17 protein-coding genes are annotated in these 16,357 nt (G+C 71.7%); 6 read left to right on the forward strand and 11 right to left on the reverse strand.

Annotation, left to right across the window (positions count from 1 at the left end; all coding sequences use genetic code 11):
• Nucleotides 1-166: 166 nt before the first annotated feature.
• From ACXKZF_RS01180 to ACXKZF_RS01190, 3 genes are all read right to left on the reverse strand, one after another.
• Nucleotides 167-3,283, reverse strand: coding sequence for a molybdopterin-dependent oxidoreductase (locus tag ACXKZF_RS01180; RefSeq protein ID WP_488985144.1), 3,117 nt, complete (start codon nt 3,281-3,283; stop codon nt 167-169).
• 61 nt (nt 3,284-3,344) lie between these two features.
• Entirely contained in the window at nt 3,345-4,178 is an 834-nt protein-coding gene (locus ACXKZF_RS01185; protein ID WP_055959772.1) for an FAD binding domain-containing protein, read from the reverse strand.
• 3 nt (nt 4,179-4,181) lie between these two features.
• Nucleotides 4,182-4,796, reverse strand: a complete 615-nt coding sequence (locus ACXKZF_RS01190; protein ID WP_488985145.1) for a pyridoxine/pyridoxamine 5'-phosphate oxidase — start codon at nt 4,794-4,796, stop codon at nt 4,182-4,184.
• Nucleotides 4,797-4,903: 107 nt separating this feature from the next.
• Here ACXKZF_RS01190 and ACXKZF_RS01195 point away from each other — a divergent pair, with 107 nt between their 5' ends.
• Entirely contained in the window at nt 4,904-5,926 is a 1,023-nt protein-coding gene (locus tag ACXKZF_RS01195) for a methylenetetrahydrofolate reductase (protein ID WP_488985146.1), read from the forward strand.
• 74 nt (nt 5,927-6,000) lie between these two features.
• Here the strand turns inward: ACXKZF_RS01195 and ACXKZF_RS01200 are convergent, their stop codons facing one another.
• From ACXKZF_RS01200 to ACXKZF_RS01225, 6 genes are read right to left on the reverse strand one after another with little or no spacing between them, the layout of a single operon-like run.
• Nucleotides 6,001-6,687 (reverse strand): Asp23/Gls24 family envelope stress response protein, encoded by a 687-nt coding sequence (locus tag ACXKZF_RS01200; RefSeq protein ID WP_488985147.1) that lies wholly within the window; start codon nt 6,685-6,687, stop codon nt 6,001-6,003.
• A gap of 11 nt (nt 6,688-6,698) precedes the next feature.
• Nucleotides 6,699-7,286, reverse strand: coding sequence for a hypothetical protein (locus ACXKZF_RS01205; protein WP_488985148.1), 588 nt, complete (start codon nt 7,284-7,286; stop codon nt 6,699-6,701).
• Nucleotides 7,283-7,864 (reverse strand): DUF6286 domain-containing protein, encoded by a 582-nt coding sequence (locus ACXKZF_RS01210; RefSeq protein ID WP_488985149.1) that lies wholly within the window; start codon nt 7,862-7,864, stop codon nt 7,283-7,285. Before ACXKZF_RS01210 ends, ACXKZF_RS01205 begins: the two co-directional genes overlap by 4 nt.
• Nucleotides 7,864-8,253, reverse strand: a complete 390-nt coding sequence (locus ACXKZF_RS01215) for a hypothetical protein (protein ID WP_488985150.1) — start codon at nt 8,251-8,253, stop codon at nt 7,864-7,866. The genes ACXKZF_RS01210 and ACXKZF_RS01215 overlap by 1 nt, the downstream gene beginning before the upstream one ends.
• Nucleotides 8,250-8,438: a DUF2273 domain-containing protein gene (locus ACXKZF_RS01220; protein WP_055959752.1), complete on the reverse strand. Its 189-nt coding sequence runs from the start codon at nt 8,436-8,438 to the stop codon at nt 8,250-8,252. Before ACXKZF_RS01220 ends, ACXKZF_RS01215 begins: the two co-directional genes overlap by 4 nt.
• Nucleotides 8,435-8,911: an Asp23/Gls24 family envelope stress response protein gene (locus ACXKZF_RS01225; RefSeq protein ID WP_055959748.1), complete on the reverse strand. Its 477-nt coding sequence runs from the start codon at nt 8,909-8,911 to the stop codon at nt 8,435-8,437. Before ACXKZF_RS01225 ends, ACXKZF_RS01220 begins: the two co-directional genes overlap by 4 nt.
• 321 nt (nt 8,912-9,232) lie before the next feature.
• Between ACXKZF_RS01225 and aqpZ the strand changes: the two genes are divergently transcribed.
• Both aqpZ and ACXKZF_RS01235 read left to right on the forward strand, forming a co-directional pair.
• Complete coding sequence (aqpZ, locus tag ACXKZF_RS01230; RefSeq protein ID WP_200936140.1) at nt 9,233-10,048, forward strand: aquaporin Z; 816 nt, start codon at nt 9,233-9,235, stop codon at nt 10,046-10,048.
• Between the two features lie 196 nt (nt 10,049-10,244).
• A complete protein-coding gene (locus ACXKZF_RS01235; protein WP_243224191.1) occupies nt 10,245-10,955 on the forward strand; it encodes a TetR/AcrR family transcriptional regulator C-terminal domain-containing protein in 711 nt (236 codons plus the stop codon).
• Between the two features lie 80 nt (nt 10,956-11,035).
• Here the strand turns inward: ACXKZF_RS01235 and ACXKZF_RS01240 are convergent, their stop codons facing one another.
• Together ACXKZF_RS01240 and ACXKZF_RS01245 are read right to left on the reverse strand one after the other, a co-directional pair.
• Nucleotides 11,036-11,743: an SDR family NAD(P)-dependent oxidoreductase gene (locus ACXKZF_RS01240; RefSeq protein WP_243224192.1), complete on the reverse strand. Its 708-nt coding sequence runs from the start codon at nt 11,741-11,743 to the stop codon at nt 11,036-11,038.
• 160 nt (nt 11,744-11,903) lie between these two features.
• Nucleotides 11,904-12,389 (reverse strand): hypothetical protein, encoded by a 486-nt coding sequence (locus ACXKZF_RS01245; RefSeq protein WP_488985151.1) that lies wholly within the window; start codon nt 12,387-12,389, stop codon nt 11,904-11,906.
• A 165-nt stretch (nt 12,390-12,554) separates the two neighbouring features.
• Between ACXKZF_RS01245 and ACXKZF_RS01250 the strand changes: the two genes are divergently transcribed.
• From ACXKZF_RS01250 to ACXKZF_RS01260, 3 genes are all read left to right on the forward strand, one after another.
• Nucleotides 12,555-13,556, forward strand: coding sequence for an alpha/beta hydrolase (locus ACXKZF_RS01250; RefSeq protein ID WP_488985152.1), 1,002 nt, complete (start codon nt 12,555-12,557; stop codon nt 13,554-13,556).
• 149 nt (nt 13,557-13,705) lie between these two features.
• Nucleotides 13,706-15,082 (forward strand): amidohydrolase family protein, encoded by a 1,377-nt coding sequence (locus tag ACXKZF_RS01255; RefSeq protein WP_488985153.1) that lies wholly within the window; start codon nt 13,706-13,708, stop codon nt 15,080-15,082.
• Nucleotides 15,083-15,549: 467 nt separating this feature from the next.
• Complete coding sequence (locus ACXKZF_RS01260) at nt 15,550-16,344, forward strand: alpha/beta fold hydrolase (protein ID WP_488985154.1); 795 nt, start codon at nt 15,550-15,552, stop codon at nt 16,342-16,344.
• Nucleotides 16,345-16,357: the final 13 nt, after the last annotated feature.

Raw genomic sequence — 16,357 nt, forward strand, 5'->3', positions numbered from 1 at the left:
GCCCCCCACCGGAGCCGCAGCCCCCACCGGAGCCGCAGGGTGTGGGCGAGCGCGGGCCGGCGTTTGGGGCGTGGTTCGTGTTGTCGGGGCGAGTTTTTCGCGCCCCAGTGCGCGAAACGTGCCCCGAACCGCAAGGCGCGGCCCCGGCCGTGCGGCGGGGCCGCGCTCACTCCCCGCCGGCCAACCTCCACACCCGGTCGCGCGAGAACGGCAGCTCGTACCCCCGGCGCCCGAGAGCCCGCGACACGGCGTTGCCGATCGCCGCTCCCACCGGGTTGTAGGGCGACTCGCTCATCGATTTCGCCCCGAACGGACCCAGCGTGTCGTCGGTCTCGGCGAAGTACACCTCTGTGTCGGGCACGTCCGCGAACTGGGGCACACGATACGTGCGGAACACCGGGTTCTGCACCACCCCGTCCTCGACGTACACCTCTTCGTACAGCGCCCCGCCGAGGCCCTGGGCCGCGCCGCCCTCGATCTGCCCGCGGCACTGCGCGGGGTTGATGACGACGCCGGCGTCGGCGGACTGGATCGACTGGAGAACCTTCACCGTGCCCGTCTCGGGGTCGACGGCCACGCGCGCCGCGTGCACGTTGAAGGCGAGCGAGCGGAAGTCGCCGAACTCCGCGCCGTCGGCGGTCAGCCCGTCGGAGGTCAGATACCCGGCGGGGGCCGCGGCGATGATCCGCTCCCACGTCACGATCTCGTCCCCCACGCGGACTCCGGATGCCACGAGTTCCGCGCCGAGGTTCCCGGTCCCGGATGCCGCAGCCCCCGCGTCGCCGCGCACCGCCGGTGTCTCGCCCGTCCCGGATGCCGCAGCCCCCGCGTCGCCGTGTACCACCGCCGGTGTCTCGCCCGCGTCGCCGCCCGCCGTCCCGGATGCCGCATCTCCCGAGCCGCCGCCGGTGTCGGATGTCGCGAGCCCCGTGGCATCCCCTCCCACCAGTTCGGTCGCGATCTCGACCATCCGCCGCCGCAGAGCCGTGCACGCGCCGAAGAGAGCCTTGCCGGCCACGACCGTGCCGGCGGAGGCGAAGGCGCCGGTGTCGTGCCGCACCGCGTCGGTGTCGGCGGCCCACAGCTCGAGACGGTCGAGGGGGGCGTCCAGCACGGTCGCGGCGATCTGGCGGTGCACGGTCGAGGTGCCGTTTCCGAACTCGGCCGTACCGACTCGCAGCAGGTACGTGCCGTCGGGACGCAGGGTCGCGGTGGTGTGCGCGATGTGCCCCCGGGGGGCCATCGTCGCGATCATCGACGCCGCCATCCCCTCACCGACGAGCCAGCCGTCGGGGGCGTCGACCCCATTGCCGCGACGCAGGGCGCCCTCGGCGAGGTCGAGGCACTGGTCGAGGCCGTAACTGCCCCAGATCAGGTCTTCCTCGTACTTGTCGTCGTCGGGGTGCAGCGGGTCGCCCTCGCGCACGGCGTTGATGCGGCGCAGGTCGAACGGGTCGATGTCCAGCTCCACGGCGAGCGCGTCGAGCGCCGACTCGACGGCGAACACGACCTGCCCGAGGCCGTACCCGCGGAACGCCCCCGACGGCGGGTTGTTCGTGTAGACGGCTTCGGCGTCGATCCACTTCACCGGCACCCGGTACAGCGTCGTCGACTCGGCGCAGGAGTGGAACAGCACTCCGATCGCGTGATTGCCGTACGCGCCGGTATCGCTGAGCACGTCGAGCTTCATCGCGGTGAGGGTGCCCCCGGCATCCGATCCGAGGGTCACGCGCACGCGCATCGGATGCCGCAGCGACGCCCGCACGAACTGGTCGGTGCGCGAGAACTCGTACGCCACCGGGCGTCCCAGCGTCAGAACGGCCAGCGCCGTGAGGTCTTCGGTGAACAGCTCCTGCTTCCCGCCGAAGCCCCCGCCGACCCGCGTGGCGAACACGCGGACGCGATCGCGCTCGAGGCCGAAGATGTGGGCGAGCTCGTCGCGCGCGAGGAAGGGCACCTGCGTGGACGATCGGATGACGAGGCGTCCGTCGTCGTCGAGCCACCCGACGGCGCCGTGCGTCTCGAGCGCCGCGTGGGTGACGCGGGACGACCGCCACTCGCCGGTGACGGTGGTGTGGCTCGCCGCGAGCGCGGCGTCGATGTCGCCGCCGTGACCGGTGTGGAACCCCGCGACGACGTTGCGCCCGGCCGCCATGACCCGTTCCGCGGGCGTGCGGTCGGGGTGCAGCAGCGGGGCCCCCGGGCGGCGTGCCTCCTCGGGGTCGAACACCGCGGGCAGCACGTCGTACTCGACGACGACCGCGCGGCATCCGGCATCCGCAGCCTCCGCCGTCTCGCCGACCACTGCGACCACGCGTTGACCGACGTGGCGCACGACGTCGTCGAGCATGCGCGTGTCGTCGGGATCGTCGGTGCGATGCTCGTGGCGACCCGTCGAGTACCGCACGTCGGGCACGTCGCGGTGGGTGAAGACCGCGACGACGCCCGGCACCGCGAGGGCGGCCGCGGTGTCGATCGACGCGATCCGCGCGTGCGCGTGAGGGGAGACCACCACCCGCAGCACGAGCGGCGGGCCGCCGGGCACGGGCTCATCGAACGTGAAAGGTTCGCGGCCCTGGACGATGCGCCGTGCCGCCTCGGGAATCGTCGAAGTGCCGACGCGGCCGGCGGCGGCTGCGTCGAGCGGGCCCGGCTCCTGCAGATCTGCAGGAGGTGTGCGAGGAATCACCGAGAGCTCAGACGCGTCATGCCCGCCGCAGCCGCCGCCGCAGGCCCCGGCACCGCCCACATCGGCCGGTCCGGAGGTGCGGGTGCCGGTCGAGTCCGCGGTGCGGGTATCGGCCGGGTCGGCGGCATCCGTCGCGCACCCCGCCCCGGTCTCGCGAACCGGACCCAGCACCGACGCCCGGATCGCCTCGCGGATCGGGCGGTAGCCCGTGCAGCGGCAGAGGTTGCCCTTCATGCGGCGGTCGAGATCGTCGAGGTCGGCGGGGTCCAGGGTGGACGCGGTCACGCTCATCCCCGGCGAGCAGAAACCGCACTGGAAACCGAAACCGCTCGCCAGAGCCTCCTGCACGGGATGAAGCTCGTCGCCCGGTGCGAGTCCCGCCGCGGTGGTGATCGCGCGGCCGTCCAGGCGCATCGCCGGGATGATGCACGAGTGGGTCGGCGCGCCGTCGAGCAGCACCGCGCACGCGCCGCAGTCGCCCGCGTCGCACCCCTTCTTCACCTCGACATGGCCCGTCTCGCGCAGGAGCGTGCGCGCGCTCTGGCCCGGCCTCGGCTCCGCGTCGATGGGGATGCCGTTGACCTCGAATCTCACGCCGCGTCCTCCCGGCCGTCGTTCCCGGATGCCGTGTCGCATCGATGCGACGGAGCTCGTCTCACGCGGCGCCCTCCTGCAGTTCCCGCGCCAGACCCTGGCGCACCCGCTCCGCGAGCACCATGCTCACGCCGCGACGCCAGTCGGCGCTGCCCAGCGGGTCGGTGTAGAAGTCGGTGGCGCTGGCCACGGCATCCCGCAGCTCGCCCGCGCCGGGGATGCGCCCGAAGCGGAGGACCCGGGGCCGGCGCACCGCCGCGGTCACCACGAACACGGCGGCGCCGTCGGGATCGACCCGGGCGGTGACGACCGCGCCCGATCGGCCGAGCTCGGCCAGGGCGATCTTGTGTAGGCCGACGCGGGCGCGGAGGGCGTGGGCCGGGATGTCGAGGGCGCGCACCACTTCGCCGGGGGCGAGGGATGTCGCGGCGTTGTCGATGACGAGGTCGGCGACCGCGATCCGCCGTTCGCCGCCGTCGGGCGTCCAGATCAGCGCCGTGGCATCCAGGGTCGAGAGCATCGCGATCATCGCCCCCGCGGCGAATGCCTGGCAGACGTTCCCGCCGACGGTGGCGGTGTTCCAGATCTTGAAGGATGCCAGCAGCGCATCAGCGGAGGGACGGGCGAGCGAGAGCGAGGTCCACGCAGCGGGCGCGTCGCGCTCGACCCACGCGAGCAGGCGCGCGATGGTGCAGGTCGCGCCGATGCGCAGGCCCTCGTCGGTGATCTCGATGTCGGGCCAGCCGAGGGTCGTCAGGTCGACGAACCCGGTCGTTCCGGGCTGCGGCTCGCTCATGAGCCAGGTCCCCCCGGCGATGACGACTTCACCGGGGCCGAGGGTGAGGTCGTCGCGCGTGCGGGCGGAGCGGAACGAGGTGACGGTGGTGATATCCATGCGTCAGCCCGCCAGGATCCGTCCCGACCAGCGGCCGTCGGTGAGCGTGTACTGCTGTCGAACGCTCTGACCGAGCAGGTCGCCGCGCCAGAACGACAGCGTCAGGGGGCGGACCCGGAACCCGGTCCAGCGCTCGGGAGGATCGAGCGTCGGGTGCGCCTCGTCGAACTCGGCCCACAGGTGCCGGCGGTCGTACGCCGGCAGGCGGGCGTTGTCGTTCGTGTTGAGCCACGCCAGCAGCTGCAGATACCGCGACCGCTGACGGTAGACCTCGGCGGCGGAGGCGTTGCTCACGCGCTCGACGATACCCCGCACCACCAGCTGCCGACCCACCTCGGGCCAGGCCACCGACAGGGCGGCGACGGGGTTCGCGGCGATCTCCGCGACCTTCTCGCTGGCGGAGTCGGTGTGGAAGTACAGACCCGTGGCATCCCGGTCGCTCACGAGGACGTGCCGGAGCGAGGGGATGCCGTCGCGACCGATGGTCGAGAGCGCCGCGAGCGGGCGCAGCTCGCTGTCGTGAGCGGGGAGCCAGCTCAGCAGCAGTGCGAGAGGGTCCTCGACGAGCGCGTCGATGTCGTCGACGTCGGAACCGAAAGACGTACCGGCTGTGATCATGGTGACCTCCGAGAGGCTGCGGGTACTGCCGAGCGTATGGAGTGCGCGTTTCCACGATGTTGCCGCCATGAACATCGGCGGAAACACGTTCTCCCTACACTCCCGACATGACCCTGCTGCCCCTGATCGACGCGTGCCCCAAGCGCATGGAGTACGGCCCCTGCGGCGGTGTCGGTTTCGACGGCTCATGCGAGATCGACGCCGCGCATCGCTGCACGTTCCTTCCGCGGCGGACCGTGCCGTGGACGGGGATCGATCGGACGACCCCCGTCGATCCGGGGCGCCGGACCGCTGCCGCCGCGGAGACTCTCGCCTCCCTCGGCACGCGCCCGTGGATCGTCGCCGACCTTCCCGCGCGGGCGCTGAGCGTGGCATCCATCGACGCGTGCGCCGCCGTGCTGTCTTGCGAGGTGGATGCCGTCCTCGCCGGTGACGCGGGAAGCGCCCGGGTGCAGTTCCCACCCGCGTACCGCGCGCACCTGCTCCAGCGCCGAGGGCTGCGGGTGTGGACAGGGCTCAACATGCGCGACCGCAATCGCGTCGCGATCGAGGGCGAGCTCGCAGCTCTCGCCGTCGAGGGAGTGGCCGGGGTGCACTGCGTGACCGGCGATCACACCCGCACGGGGCACCGGCCCGACGCCGCTCCCGTGTTCGACCTCGACTCCACCGAAGCCACGGCGCTGGCGCGCGCGGCGGGTCACGTCGTCTCGGTCGCGGCATCGCCCGCGGCTCCTCCCGTCGAGCGGCGCGCGGCGCGCCTGCGCGAGAAGCTGCGCGCCGGAGCCGATGTCTGCTTCGTCAATCACGCCGGCGGTGCGGAGCCCGTGCGCCGGTTCATCGACGAGGTGGGCGACGGCATCCTGTTCATCCCGTGCATCCCGGTCGTCGTCGACGGGGCCTCGGCCGACCTGCTGGAGTCGTTCACCACGCTCGTGCTGCCCGACGGGTTCCTCGGTCGCATCCGCGACGCGCGCAACCCGCGGGCCGAGGGGATCGCGCTCGCCGTCGCGCTCGCCGAAGAGATGCTCGCGCTTCCCGGTGTCGTCGGCGTGAATCTGTCGGGCGGCCGCGAGGGCGCCGAGGAGTCGTTCGCCGAGGCCCTCGCGGAGGTCGCGCGGCGCGTGCGCTGAGCCGCTGCGCCGGGGTGGTCGCGGTACGCCCGGATCGCGCGGCGCGCGGTGAGCGCCCGCGTCGATCCGGTTGCTCAGGGGCGGGGAGAGTCGGGACGAGCCCGAAGTTCTTCCGCGGCGTGCGCCACCGTGTCGGCGACGTCGGCCAGCGCGTCGGCGACGGCGTCCTGCGCGTCGTGATCCGCGGACGAGGGTGCGGACGCGGCCGCGCTCTCGGACGCCCTGACGGGCTCGGAGCGTCGGCGGCGTTCGGCGCGAGTATCCGTATCCGCGCTGTTCCGCTCGTCGACGTCGGTGCCTTCCGCGTCGTCCGCGTCCGTGGACCCGGCCGCGGCGTCGGACGCCGCACCGGCGTCGTCGTCGAGAGCCTCCTCGGCCTCGGCGACCGGATCAGTGTCGAAGGGACCCCATACGCCGGTCACCGTGACGTCGACGTCGACGCGACCCAAGCCGAGTCCGTCGAGGGCGTGTCGTGCCGCGGCGCGCACCGCGTCGGTGACCTCGTGCAGCTTGTGCGGGTAGTCGACGATGATCGACACCGCGCTGGTGACTCGTCCATCCCGGCTCCGGTCGACCGTGACACCGGCGACGCCGGCCGCGAGCCCGACGCGCTGACGCACCGCGTCGGAGGCGCGCTCGACCAGGCTGCCGAGCGCGTGAACGCCCTCGACGTGCGCGACGGCGTCTGCGACCGCGCGGGCGAGGTCCACCGGAACGGGCTGCGATGCCGTCGAGAGAGTCGAGATCGAATCGTTCGTCATGTCGTGTCCTGTCATTGCACGCGGGTGTTGTCGCGTGCGAGTTTGGCGCGCAGACCCGTGTGGATGGAGATGTAGGCGCGGAGGTTCTGTCCGGTGAGGGCGGCGAGGTTGGTGACGAGGGTGTCTACGTGCTCGGCGACCTGGCGGGGTGAGGTGTTCTGGCGCGGGGTGACCGCGACGTGCAGCACCGACTCCCGGTTGATCTCCCCGGCGGTGACGCGGGAGGAGAGGATCTCGTCGCGCTCGGCGAGGGCGTTCTTCAGCGCCTCGGAGGCGAAACCGTCGGTGACCGTGATGCGGCCCTCGGCGCTGGCGCTGCCGGTGGACTGCAAGGGCGCGTGGCGCCGTCCGCGGACGGCGGAGGAGGCGATGACGATGAGGATGATCGCCAGCACCACGAAGGCGGCGACGGCACCCCATCCGGCGGAGTCGCGTCCGAGGGATTCGACCCAGCCCTGGAATCCGCCCATGACGGTGGTCCAGGTGTCGGTCCCGCCGGGCACCAGGCCCACGGCGAGGGCGAGGGCGCCCGCGGCCAGCAGCACCACGGCGACGAGGAAGAGGACGAAGCGGTTCAGACCGCGACGCGTCGCATTCATCGGGACTCCTTGGTGTCGGGACGCTCCATGCGCACGTGGGAACGCACGGCGGGCGTCAGCTTGTAAGCCGAAACTTCTTCGTCGACGATGCGGCGCAGCTGCGCCTCATCGACCGGGATGCCGACCGGCGGACGCACGGTCACATCGACCGAGCGGTGGGCGACGCCCACCACGATGTCGTCACGGGCGATGCCGGACTCGTTGCTGAGGTGCTGGGCGATGGCGGAGGCCACGACGCCGTTGTCGACGACGACGGCACGCTCACCCCACTCCATCTCGTGACGCGACAGGCGGCCCGGCTTGAGGGCCAGGACGAGCACGAGCAGACCCAGGACGGCCAGCACGATGCCGCCGACGATGAACGCCACCGGCATCAGCGCGGTGGGAGCTGTGACGACGGCGTTCAGAGCCGCGCCGGGGGCGACCAGCAGCGGCTGCGCTCCGACGAGGTTCAGGATGATCTCGACCGCGGCGTACGCCAGGACGAGCAGCAGCAGCACGACCACCACGAGCATGGCCACGGTGCGGGGCGAGTGGGTCTCGCGGCGCACGACGGTGCGCAGCACGGTGTCAGTCATCACAGCACTCGCTTTCGCTGGGGGGCGGTAGCGCCCGAGATGGTCAGGTCCACACGCGAGATCTCACGGCCGAACAAGCGCGTCAAACGCGACCGCAACTCACCCTGAGCAGCGGTGGCCGCCTCGAGCACGGGAGTCGCAGCACGGACGGCCGCGGCGTCGTCGAGGGCGGGGATGGGCCACGGCGAACGAACGCGGATCACGGCGCTGTCGCGACCGGATGCGATGTCGATGTCGATGCCCTTGGCATCCACCCCGATCACCTCCGCCGCCACCCGCTGCGCGGTCTTTTCGAGGACGCGGTCGGCGACCTCGACCCGGCCCGGGGGCAGCCCGGGCCCGGCAACCGCGGTGCGGTCGCCGGGCCGGACGGGGGTGACGGTGGTCACGAGGTGCTCCGACCCGTGAAGGCGTTGATGATGTTGCGGAAGTCGAGCTCACCCGAGGCGACGCGGGCGACGACCGCACCGATCGCCATGAACAGGGCGACGAGGACGAATCCCCCGAAGCCGAAGATCAGGGCGCTCAGCGCGAGGATGAGTCCGAAGAGTGCGCCGGTGGTGATGGGGGTCAACGGACGCGCTTCTCGTCGTCGTCGTCGTTGTCGTCGTCGCCCGGGATGTGCACGTCGTTGACGTCGACGTTGACCTCGACGACCTCGAGGCCGACGAGGTGGCTGATCGCACCGGCGACGCGCGAGCGGACCTGCTCGGCGACATCCTGGATCTGCGCGCCGTACTCGACGACGATGGTGATGTCGACCGCGGCCTGGGTCTCGCCGACCTCGACCTTGACGCCCTGCGTCAGGTCGGTGGCGTTGATCGCGTCGCGGATCGCGCCCAGCGCACGGGCGCCGCCGCCGCCCAGGGCGTAGACGCCGGTGACCTCACGGGCCGCGATACCGGCGACCTTACCCACGACGCCGTCGGCGATGTGGGTCGAGCCGGCGGCGTGAGCCTCCTGGCCGCGTCCGGACAGCGGACGGTTGACGCGGGATGCCGCCTGGGGGACGTTCTGCGCAGCGGGGGTGGTGGCGTTGTCAGCCATGAGCGGTTCCTTTTCGACGGGGTTACCCGGGTGTGCCGGGGCGGCGCGATCGCCTACAGGATCAAGACGTACCGGGCCTGCCTTTCGTCACGCGGGGGTTGCGCAGCGCGCCCAGATATGTATCGAGACGAATAGGCTTACGGCGTATATCCCCCTGGTGGCGCGGGTGTCAATCCGCCGGCGCCGCCGTTCGACACCGCCACGCTGAACGGGTGACGGCAGTGTCCGGCCTCTCACGTCGCGCGTGACGATCGACCGTCCGCCGACGTCTACAGGGCGACGCCGGCGCTCGGCCGGCCATCGAAAGGAGTCACCACCGCCATGGGTAAGAAGAAGCAGGAGACGAAAAGCGAACCCGTCCGGGTCGCCGATTCGACCGTCGAGCAGCGTCAGCAGGATGCACGCCAGTGGTCTTCGATGGCGAGGTACGGCGCCGAGGCCTTCGGCACGTTCCTGCTGGTTCTGGGTGGGGTGGGAACTGCGCTCTTCGCCGCCAACTTCCCCAGTGCCGACGACAATCAGGCCGGCGTCGGCTTCCTCGGCGTCGCGCTGGCGTTCGGGCTGACGCTCGTGGCCGGCATCGCGGCGGTGGGCCACATCAGCGGTGGTCACTTCAATCCCGCGGTCACGCTCGGACTCCTCGTGGCCGGTCGTACCGACGCGCGTCACGTCCCCGGCTACATCTTGTCGCAGCTCGTCGGCGGCATCCTGGCGACGAGCGTCATCGCTCTCGTGCTGAGCGGGCGCCCCGACGGATTCTCGACCGCGCAGCAGGCCGGCTTCGCCTCGAACGGCTTCGGTGAGGGGAGCCCGGGCGGCTACGGACTGGCCGCGGTCTTCGTCGCCGAGGCGATCCTCACGGGAATCTTCATCGCGGTGATCCTGTCGGTCACGGCGAAGAAGGAGTACGCGACCTTCGCGCCGATCGGCATCGGTCTGACGCTGACCCTGATCCACCTCATCAGCATCCCGATCAGCAACACCAGCGTGAACCCGGCGCGCTCCATCGCCACGGCCGTCTACGGCGGCGCGCTCCCGGTGTCGCAGCTGTGGGTGTTCATCGTCGCCCCGCTCGCGGGCGCCGCGGTCGCGGGGCTCGTGGTGCGCGTGCTCGGGCGGCGGGTCGTCGGTTCGTGAGCGACCGCCTCGACGCGGGGCGGTGACAGGCAGGGTCCGGGGGCTTATCGGGGTGTCTCCGGACCCGCTCTTCGCCGTTGACCGGCCTCCCGGTCGGTGCCGTCCGCGAGTACCGCATCGCGGCAGCGCGGCGCAACCAGCCGTCTTCCCTCAGCGCTGGGGCCCACGATGGAACCTCCACGAGAGGGAGAGGGACATGGACGAGCCGATCGACGCGACCCGGGCCTTCACCCCCCGGCTCACGCGCGAGTCCATCGTGGCCTCGGCGCTGGAGCTCATCGACCGCAACGGGCTGAACGGCTTGTCGATGCGCAACCTCGGCAAAGAGCTGCGCGTCGAGGCGATGTCGCTCTACCGCTACGTGAACGGCCGCGAAGACCTCCTCGAGGGTGTCGTCGACCTGCTGATGAGCGGCCTCACGGACGCGCTGTCGGAAGCCACTGGGGACCAGTGGCAGCGATTCCTGCAGGTCACCGCGCACGAGGTGCGCCGCATCGCGGTGGAGCATCCCAAAGCATTCCCCCTGATCGCGACCCGGCATCCGGCCGCCCCGTGGTTGCGTCCCCCGCTGCGCAGCATCGAGGTCGTCGAGATCTTCCTGGCGACGCTCATCGGCTTCGGCTTCACCGACGATCAGGCCGTCGGCGCCTACCGGTCGTTCAGCAGTTTCCTCCTCGGCAATCTGCTGCTCGAGTCCGCGGTACGCGGCGGCGAGACCTCGCCCGCCGATGAGCCCCTCGACGAAGGGGCGGCGGATATCCCGCAGGGCGACGGAACGACGAGCCTGGCCGGTTCGCCGAACGTTCAGCGGCTGCGGGCGATGCTCAGCGAGAACCACGCCGAGGACGAGTTCGAGGAGTCTCTCGAAGCGCTGCTCGATCGCCTCGATCGCCAGCTCTCGCAGTGACGCGGTGTTGCTCGCCCCGCCGATAGGCCGTCGCGCGGCACCCTCCGCCCCGCGCAGCTCTTGCTCATCGGGGACGAGGCTCAGTGCATGATCATCCCGCCGGTGACGTTGATCGCCTGTCCGGTCAGATAGCCGCCGGCGGATGAGGCGAGGAAGTACGTGACTCCGGCGACGTCTTCCGGCACCCCGAGTCGCCCGAGCGGAGATTTGGCGCTCCACGCGACGACATCGGCCTCCGACCGGGTGTCGGCGCCCATGTCGGTGAGCACGTAGCCGGGGCAGACGGCGTTGACGGTGACGCCGTGGCATCCCCACTCCTGTGCTCCGGCGCGGGTGAGCGCGACGACCGCTGCCTTCGATGCGGCGTAGTGGCCCTCTCCTCCGCCGCCCTGTTTCGCGGCCATGCTGGCGATGTTGACGATTGCGCCGCCGTGCGCCTGCAGCATGACCGGTGCCACCGCCTGCATGGTCACCAGGGTCGCGCGGGCGTTGATGTCGAGCACGAGGTCCCAGTCGTCGATGCTGATGTCGAGCAGCGGCACGTGCTGGAACACGCCCGCGCAATTGACCAGCACGTCCACTCCCTCGAGGGCATCCACCGCTTCCCCGACGGCACGACGGGTGTCGAGCGGGTCGCGCAGGTCGACGGAGATGAACGTGGATGCCGAGCCCTCGGCGGGCGGGCGACGATCGAGCACCGCAACCCGGGCGCCGTCGGCGACGAACCGGGCGACGATGGCGGCGCCGATGCCGCCCGAGCCTCCCGTGACGATGACACGCTGCGGCATGGCATCCCTTCTGCGGGCGTCGGGTGCGCCCTCGGCGTCACCGTACGCGGCACGGCGCACGGGCTCGAGACGCCCGTGTTTCCGCGGCGTGAAGTGTGCGCGCCTGTCGCCGGTGCCGTCTCACTGCGGCTTGCTCGGACACTCGACGGGGACACCCGCGTCAGCGCGCGAGCAGCGCCCACACCTCGTCGACGTCGACCTCGAGGCGCGCATCTGTGCCGCGCGTGCGCCACGCATCGCGGTCGAAGACGAACGCCCTCACGACCTCGAAGGCGTACAGGCGCTTCGTCGGCACCGCGAGAATCGCGGCCGGATCGTCGTCGCCGGCATCGCGCGGCAGCCGTTCGGCCAGCACGTCGCGGATCGCCGACGCCTCGGCATCCACCTCCCGCGCGCGCAGCGCCAGCTGCACCCCGTCGGCATCGACCACGGCGGCCGAGGAGTCGTAAACGACACCGGATGCCACGCCCGACCCCGCGATCGCGCGCGCGTGCCGCGACGACACGTCGGACTCCACGTACAGCCCGCGGGGGAGGAGACGGTACTGCGCGGCCGCTGTCCACGGCCCGTCGGCGTCGGCCGTGCCGATCACGACGAAGTGCTGGGCGGCGAGGATCGCGGCGGCACGGCGCTCGGGACGGGTCACAGGCTCATGCTCGCCGGTGGAGACGGCGCGCGTGTTTCCGCCCCGTAACGCTTCCGCGGTCCACTCCGCCCCGCGGTTACGCTCACCTCGACCCATACCCCGGCGAGGCCTCGCCTCCGTCCGGCGCGCGCGGGTCGCGCTCGCCCGACCGACCCCAGGAGCACCGTGACCGACAGCGTCCACCCCGCGATCACCGACCCCGCCGTGCGTGCGCATCTCGCGCGTCTCGCCGCGCAGGCGGGCACGATCCCCTCCGGAGCGACGGATGCCGACGGCGATGACGCCGCTCGCGTCGCCGTGCTGCGCGCGAACCCGTCGTGGATTCGCAGTCCCGACGACGAGACGATCGAGTCGATCGACCTGGATGCCGACGGCCTCGCCCTGCGCCTGTACCGTCCGCGCGCCGGACACCGCGGGACGCTCGTCTTCGCCCACGGCGGCGGGTGGGTCGCGGGCGACCTCGACAACAACGACGCCCTGTGCCGCGCGCTCGCTGCGACCACCGGCACCCAGGTGCTGAGCGTCGACTACCGTCTCGCGCCCGAGCACCCCTTCCCCGCCGGTCTCGACGACCTCGAGCGCGCGCTGCGGTTCGCGGCCGACGGTGCGGACGGGCTCGTCGACCCGGCGCTCCTCGGCGTCGCCGGGCACAGCGCGGGCGGCAACCTCGCGGCGTCCCTCGCGCTGCGCTCACGCGACGGTCGGGCGCCCGGCATCCGGTGCCAGGTGCTGCTGTGCCCCGTGCTCGACGCCCCTGACCCCGAGCGCCCCAGCTACCGCGCCCACACCGAGAACCTGCCGCTGACCGCCAGGGGGATGCAGTGGTACTGGGGGTTGTACGTGCCGGGCGCCGCGGGAGCGGGCTCGACGTCGGTTCCCGGTGCGATGACCGGGGTGGATGCGGCGGGGCCGGCGCCCGTCGAAGCGGCACCGCTGCGCGCCCCCGACCTCGCCGGATCCGCCCCGGCCGTGATCGTCGCGGCCGAGGTCGACCCGCTGTCGGATGAGGCCGAGGAGTACGCAGCCCGGCTGTCGGCATCCGGAACCCCCGTCGAGTTCGTTCGGCGTGCGGGCGTGCCGCACCTGTTCCTGGTGTTCCCCTCGACGCCCGCGCGCGACGAGGTGCTCGCGCAGATCGCGCCGGCCGTGCGCGCGGCGTTCTCCTGAGTCAGAACCTGTCGAGTGTCCAAGACACGCCGCACCCCTCGTGCGCTCTACGGCGTTTCCTGGACATTCGACAGGGAGGAACAGCCCCGCAAACAGCCCGCCACCCACCCGGAACACTGCGGAAACACGCCATTGTTACCGTCATCAACATGTCGCTCCTGGTCACGAACGCACGTCTCATCACGGTCCCCGCGGGCACCGACGACCCCGGTTACATCGAGCGCGGGTACCTGCTCGTCGAGGACGGACGCATCACCGCGATCGGCGCCGGAGACCCCGATCAAGGCGTCACCGCCGACGAGATCCTCGACGTCGACGGCAAGTTCGTCGCCCCCGGCTTCGTGTCGTCGCACAGCCACCTGTTCACGAGCGGCTCCCGCGGACTCGGCGTCGACCAGACGCTCTACGGCTGGTGCACCTCGATGTTCAGCGTGCTCAACAACGCCTCGCCCGAGCAGATCTACTGGGCGACCCTGCACGGCTCGCTCGACTTCCTCGCCAACGGCGTGACGACGGCCTACAACTTCACCGACCCGCTCCTGCCGTGGGAGCCGATGGTCGAGGGCAAGCGCGCCGACGGGGGCGGGCAGCTCCGCGACCACGCGTGGCACACCCGCCAGGCGGACGGATGCCATGACGCGGGACTCCGCTTCGTCGACTCCATCGCCCTGGATGCCACCGTCGGCACCGACGACGAGATCTTCGCCCGGTTCGAGGCGTCCCTCGACCACGTGCTCTCGATGGACCCCGACATCGCCCTCGGCGCATCGATCATGGGCCAGGTGCAGTGGTCGACGCGGCCCGACGCCGCCGAGATCGAGGTCGCCGTCATGGACCGCTTCGGCGTCACCAACCAGGCGCACTTCCTCGAGACGTACGAGGCGATCGAGCACCAGCAGACGAAGTTCCAGCTGTACAAGAACGCCGGAGCCCTGCGCCCCGGCATGATGTTCGGACACTTCATCCAGACCACGCCCGAGATCATCGCGGATGCCGCCGCCGGCGGCGCCAGCATGTCGTGGCAGCCGGCGTCGAACGGGCGTCTCGCGTCGGGAATCGCCCACGTTCCCGAGATGCTCGAGCAGGGCATGAAGGTCGGAATGGGCCTCGACGACCAGGCCTGCACAGACGTCGCCGACCCCTGGCAGAACATGCGCATGGGCATGTTCATGCAGCGCGCCCGCACCCACGACCCCCTGTCGATGATGCCCGAGCGGGTGCTGCGCCTGCACACCCTCGGGGGCGCGGAGATCATGGGTGTCGACGACCGCGTCGGCAGCCTCGAGGTGGGCAAGTTCGCCGACTTCGTCGTGGTCGACCCGCGCACCCCCGACATCGGCCCGCTGTGGAACCCCGTGCGCAGCTACGTGCTCGCCTGCGGTCTGCGCAACCTGCAGCAGGTGTACGTCGGCGGGAAGCTCGTCAACGACCGCGGCGTCTCGACCAACCCCCTCGCGACGGAGGCCTCGCGCGTGCTGCACGAGGAACTGCCCGCGCTGGCGGAGGAGTTCGGCGTCATCCTGTAACCCGCCGGCCCGCCCTGCCGCCGGTCGAGCGTCCAGTACACGCCGCGCCTCGCGCGCCGGGGCGGCGTGTCCTGGACACTCGACGTCCTTCGAGCCCCGGCGGGCGGGCGCTTTCGGCTCCGGGTGAGTGTCCACAACACGCCGTGCCCGGCGCGCCGGGGCGGCGTGTCCTGGACGTTCACGCCGTTCGTGCTCTGGTGAGCGCGCTCGGCTGCCGGTTGAGCGTCCAGAACACGCCGTGCCTCGGGCGCCGGGGCGGCGTGTTGTGGACACTCAACGTTTTCTGCCCCCCCCCCCCCCCCCCCCCCGGCAGGCGCGCATGAGCGCGTGTCCACAGCACCCGGTCGGGATGCCGACGTCGCCCAGGTTTCCTGGCCACTCGATGTACTTCCGCGCCCGTTCATCCGCCCCGCCAGGCTCGGGTCGCACCCTCGCGCTTGCGGAGCGGCCGTGCCAGCGTAGGGCACATGCACAGGACCATCGCGGGGCTCCGCGTCCACACGTCCCACGACGACATCGCCGGACGCGACGTGCTGCTGTGGCATCACGGTTCACCGCAGACCGGGGCGATCCTCCCACCGGTGCAGCACGCGGCGGACGCCCGCGGTCTGGCTGTCGTCTCGGTCGCCCGCCCCGCCTACGCCGACTCCCCGCGGATGCCGGGCCGCACGGTCGCCGACGTCGCCGAGGGGATCGAGCCGGTGCTCGACGAGCTGGGCGTGGCATCCGTCGTCTCGGTCGGAGCGTCCGGTGGCGGACCGCACGCCCTCGCCTGCGCCGCGGCGATGCCCGACCTCGTCCGTGCGGTGATCACGTTCGCCTCGCCCGCGCCGTTCACCGGCGACGACGACTGGTTCGTCGGGATGCAGGCACCAGGCGGCTTGCGCGCCGCGGTGGAGGGCGAAGCCGCCCGTCGCCGCTTCGCCGAGACCGATCGGTTCGACCCGGCGCAATTCGTGGATGCCGACTACGCAGCGCTCGAGGACGACTGGGCTTCACTCGGAGCCGACGCCGGCGCGGCGGAGGAGCTCGGACCCGACGGGCTCATCGACGACGACCTCGCCTTCACCCGGCCCTGGGGGTTCGAGCTCGCGGAGGTCACGGCATCCGTTCTGCTCGTCCAGGGTGAGCGCGACCGCGTGATCCCTCCTGCTCACGCGCGGATGCTGGCGGTCGCCCTCCCGCACACGACGATCGACCTGCGTCCCGACGACGGCCACGTCTCGGTTCTCCGTCACCTCGGCGCGGCACTCGCTCGATAACCCTCCAAGGCGT

The organism is Microbacterium sp. ABR10 (assembly GCF_057812175.1).

What these genes read in the sequence shown, in the direction of transcription:
- ACXKZF_RS01255 (WP_488985153.1), top strand. Translation starts at nt 13,706, where the DNA reads ATGTCGCTCCTGGTCACGAACGCACGTCTCATCACGGTCCCCGCGGGC.
- ACXKZF_RS01225 (WP_055959748.1), bottom strand. Translation starts at nt 8,911, where the DNA reads ATGGCTGACAACGCCACCACCCCCGCTGCGCAGAACGTCCCCCAGGCG.
- ACXKZF_RS01190 (WP_488985145.1), bottom strand. Translation starts at nt 4,796, where the DNA reads ATGATCACAGCCGGTACGTCTTTCGGTTCCGACGTCGACGACATCGAC.
- ACXKZF_RS01185 (WP_055959772.1), bottom strand. Translation starts at nt 4,178, where the DNA reads ATGGATATCACCACCGTCACCTCGTTCCGCTCCGCCCGCACGCGCGAC.
- aqpZ (WP_200936140.1), top strand. Translation starts at nt 9,233, where the DNA reads ATGGGTAAGAAGAAGCAGGAGACGAAAAGCGAACCCGTCCGGGTCGCC.
- ACXKZF_RS01200 (WP_488985147.1), bottom strand. Translation starts at nt 6,687, where the DNA reads ATGACGAACGATTCGATCTCGACTCTCTCGACGGCATCGCAGCCCGTT.
- ACXKZF_RS01205 (WP_488985148.1), bottom strand. Translation starts at nt 7,286, where the DNA reads ATGAATGCGACGCGTCGCGGTCTGAACCGCTTCGTCCTCTTCCTCGTC.
- ACXKZF_RS01235 (WP_243224191.1), top strand. Translation starts at nt 10,245, where the DNA reads ATGGACGAGCCGATCGACGCGACCCGGGCCTTCACCCCCCGGCTCACG.
- ACXKZF_RS01260 (WP_488985154.1), top strand. Translation starts at nt 15,550, where the DNA reads ATGCACAGGACCATCGCGGGGCTCCGCGTCCACACGTCCCACGACGAC.
- ACXKZF_RS01240 (WP_243224192.1), bottom strand. Translation starts at nt 11,743, where the DNA reads ATGCCGCAGCGTGTCATCGTCACGGGAGGCTCGGGCGGCATCGGCGCC.
- ACXKZF_RS01210 (WP_488985149.1), bottom strand. Translation starts at nt 7,864, where the DNA reads ATGACTGACACCGTGCTGCGCACCGTCGTGCGCCGCGAGACCCACTCG.
- ACXKZF_RS01195 (WP_488985146.1), top strand. Translation starts at nt 4,904, where the DNA reads ATGACCCTGCTGCCCCTGATCGACGCGTGCCCCAAGCGCATGGAGTAC.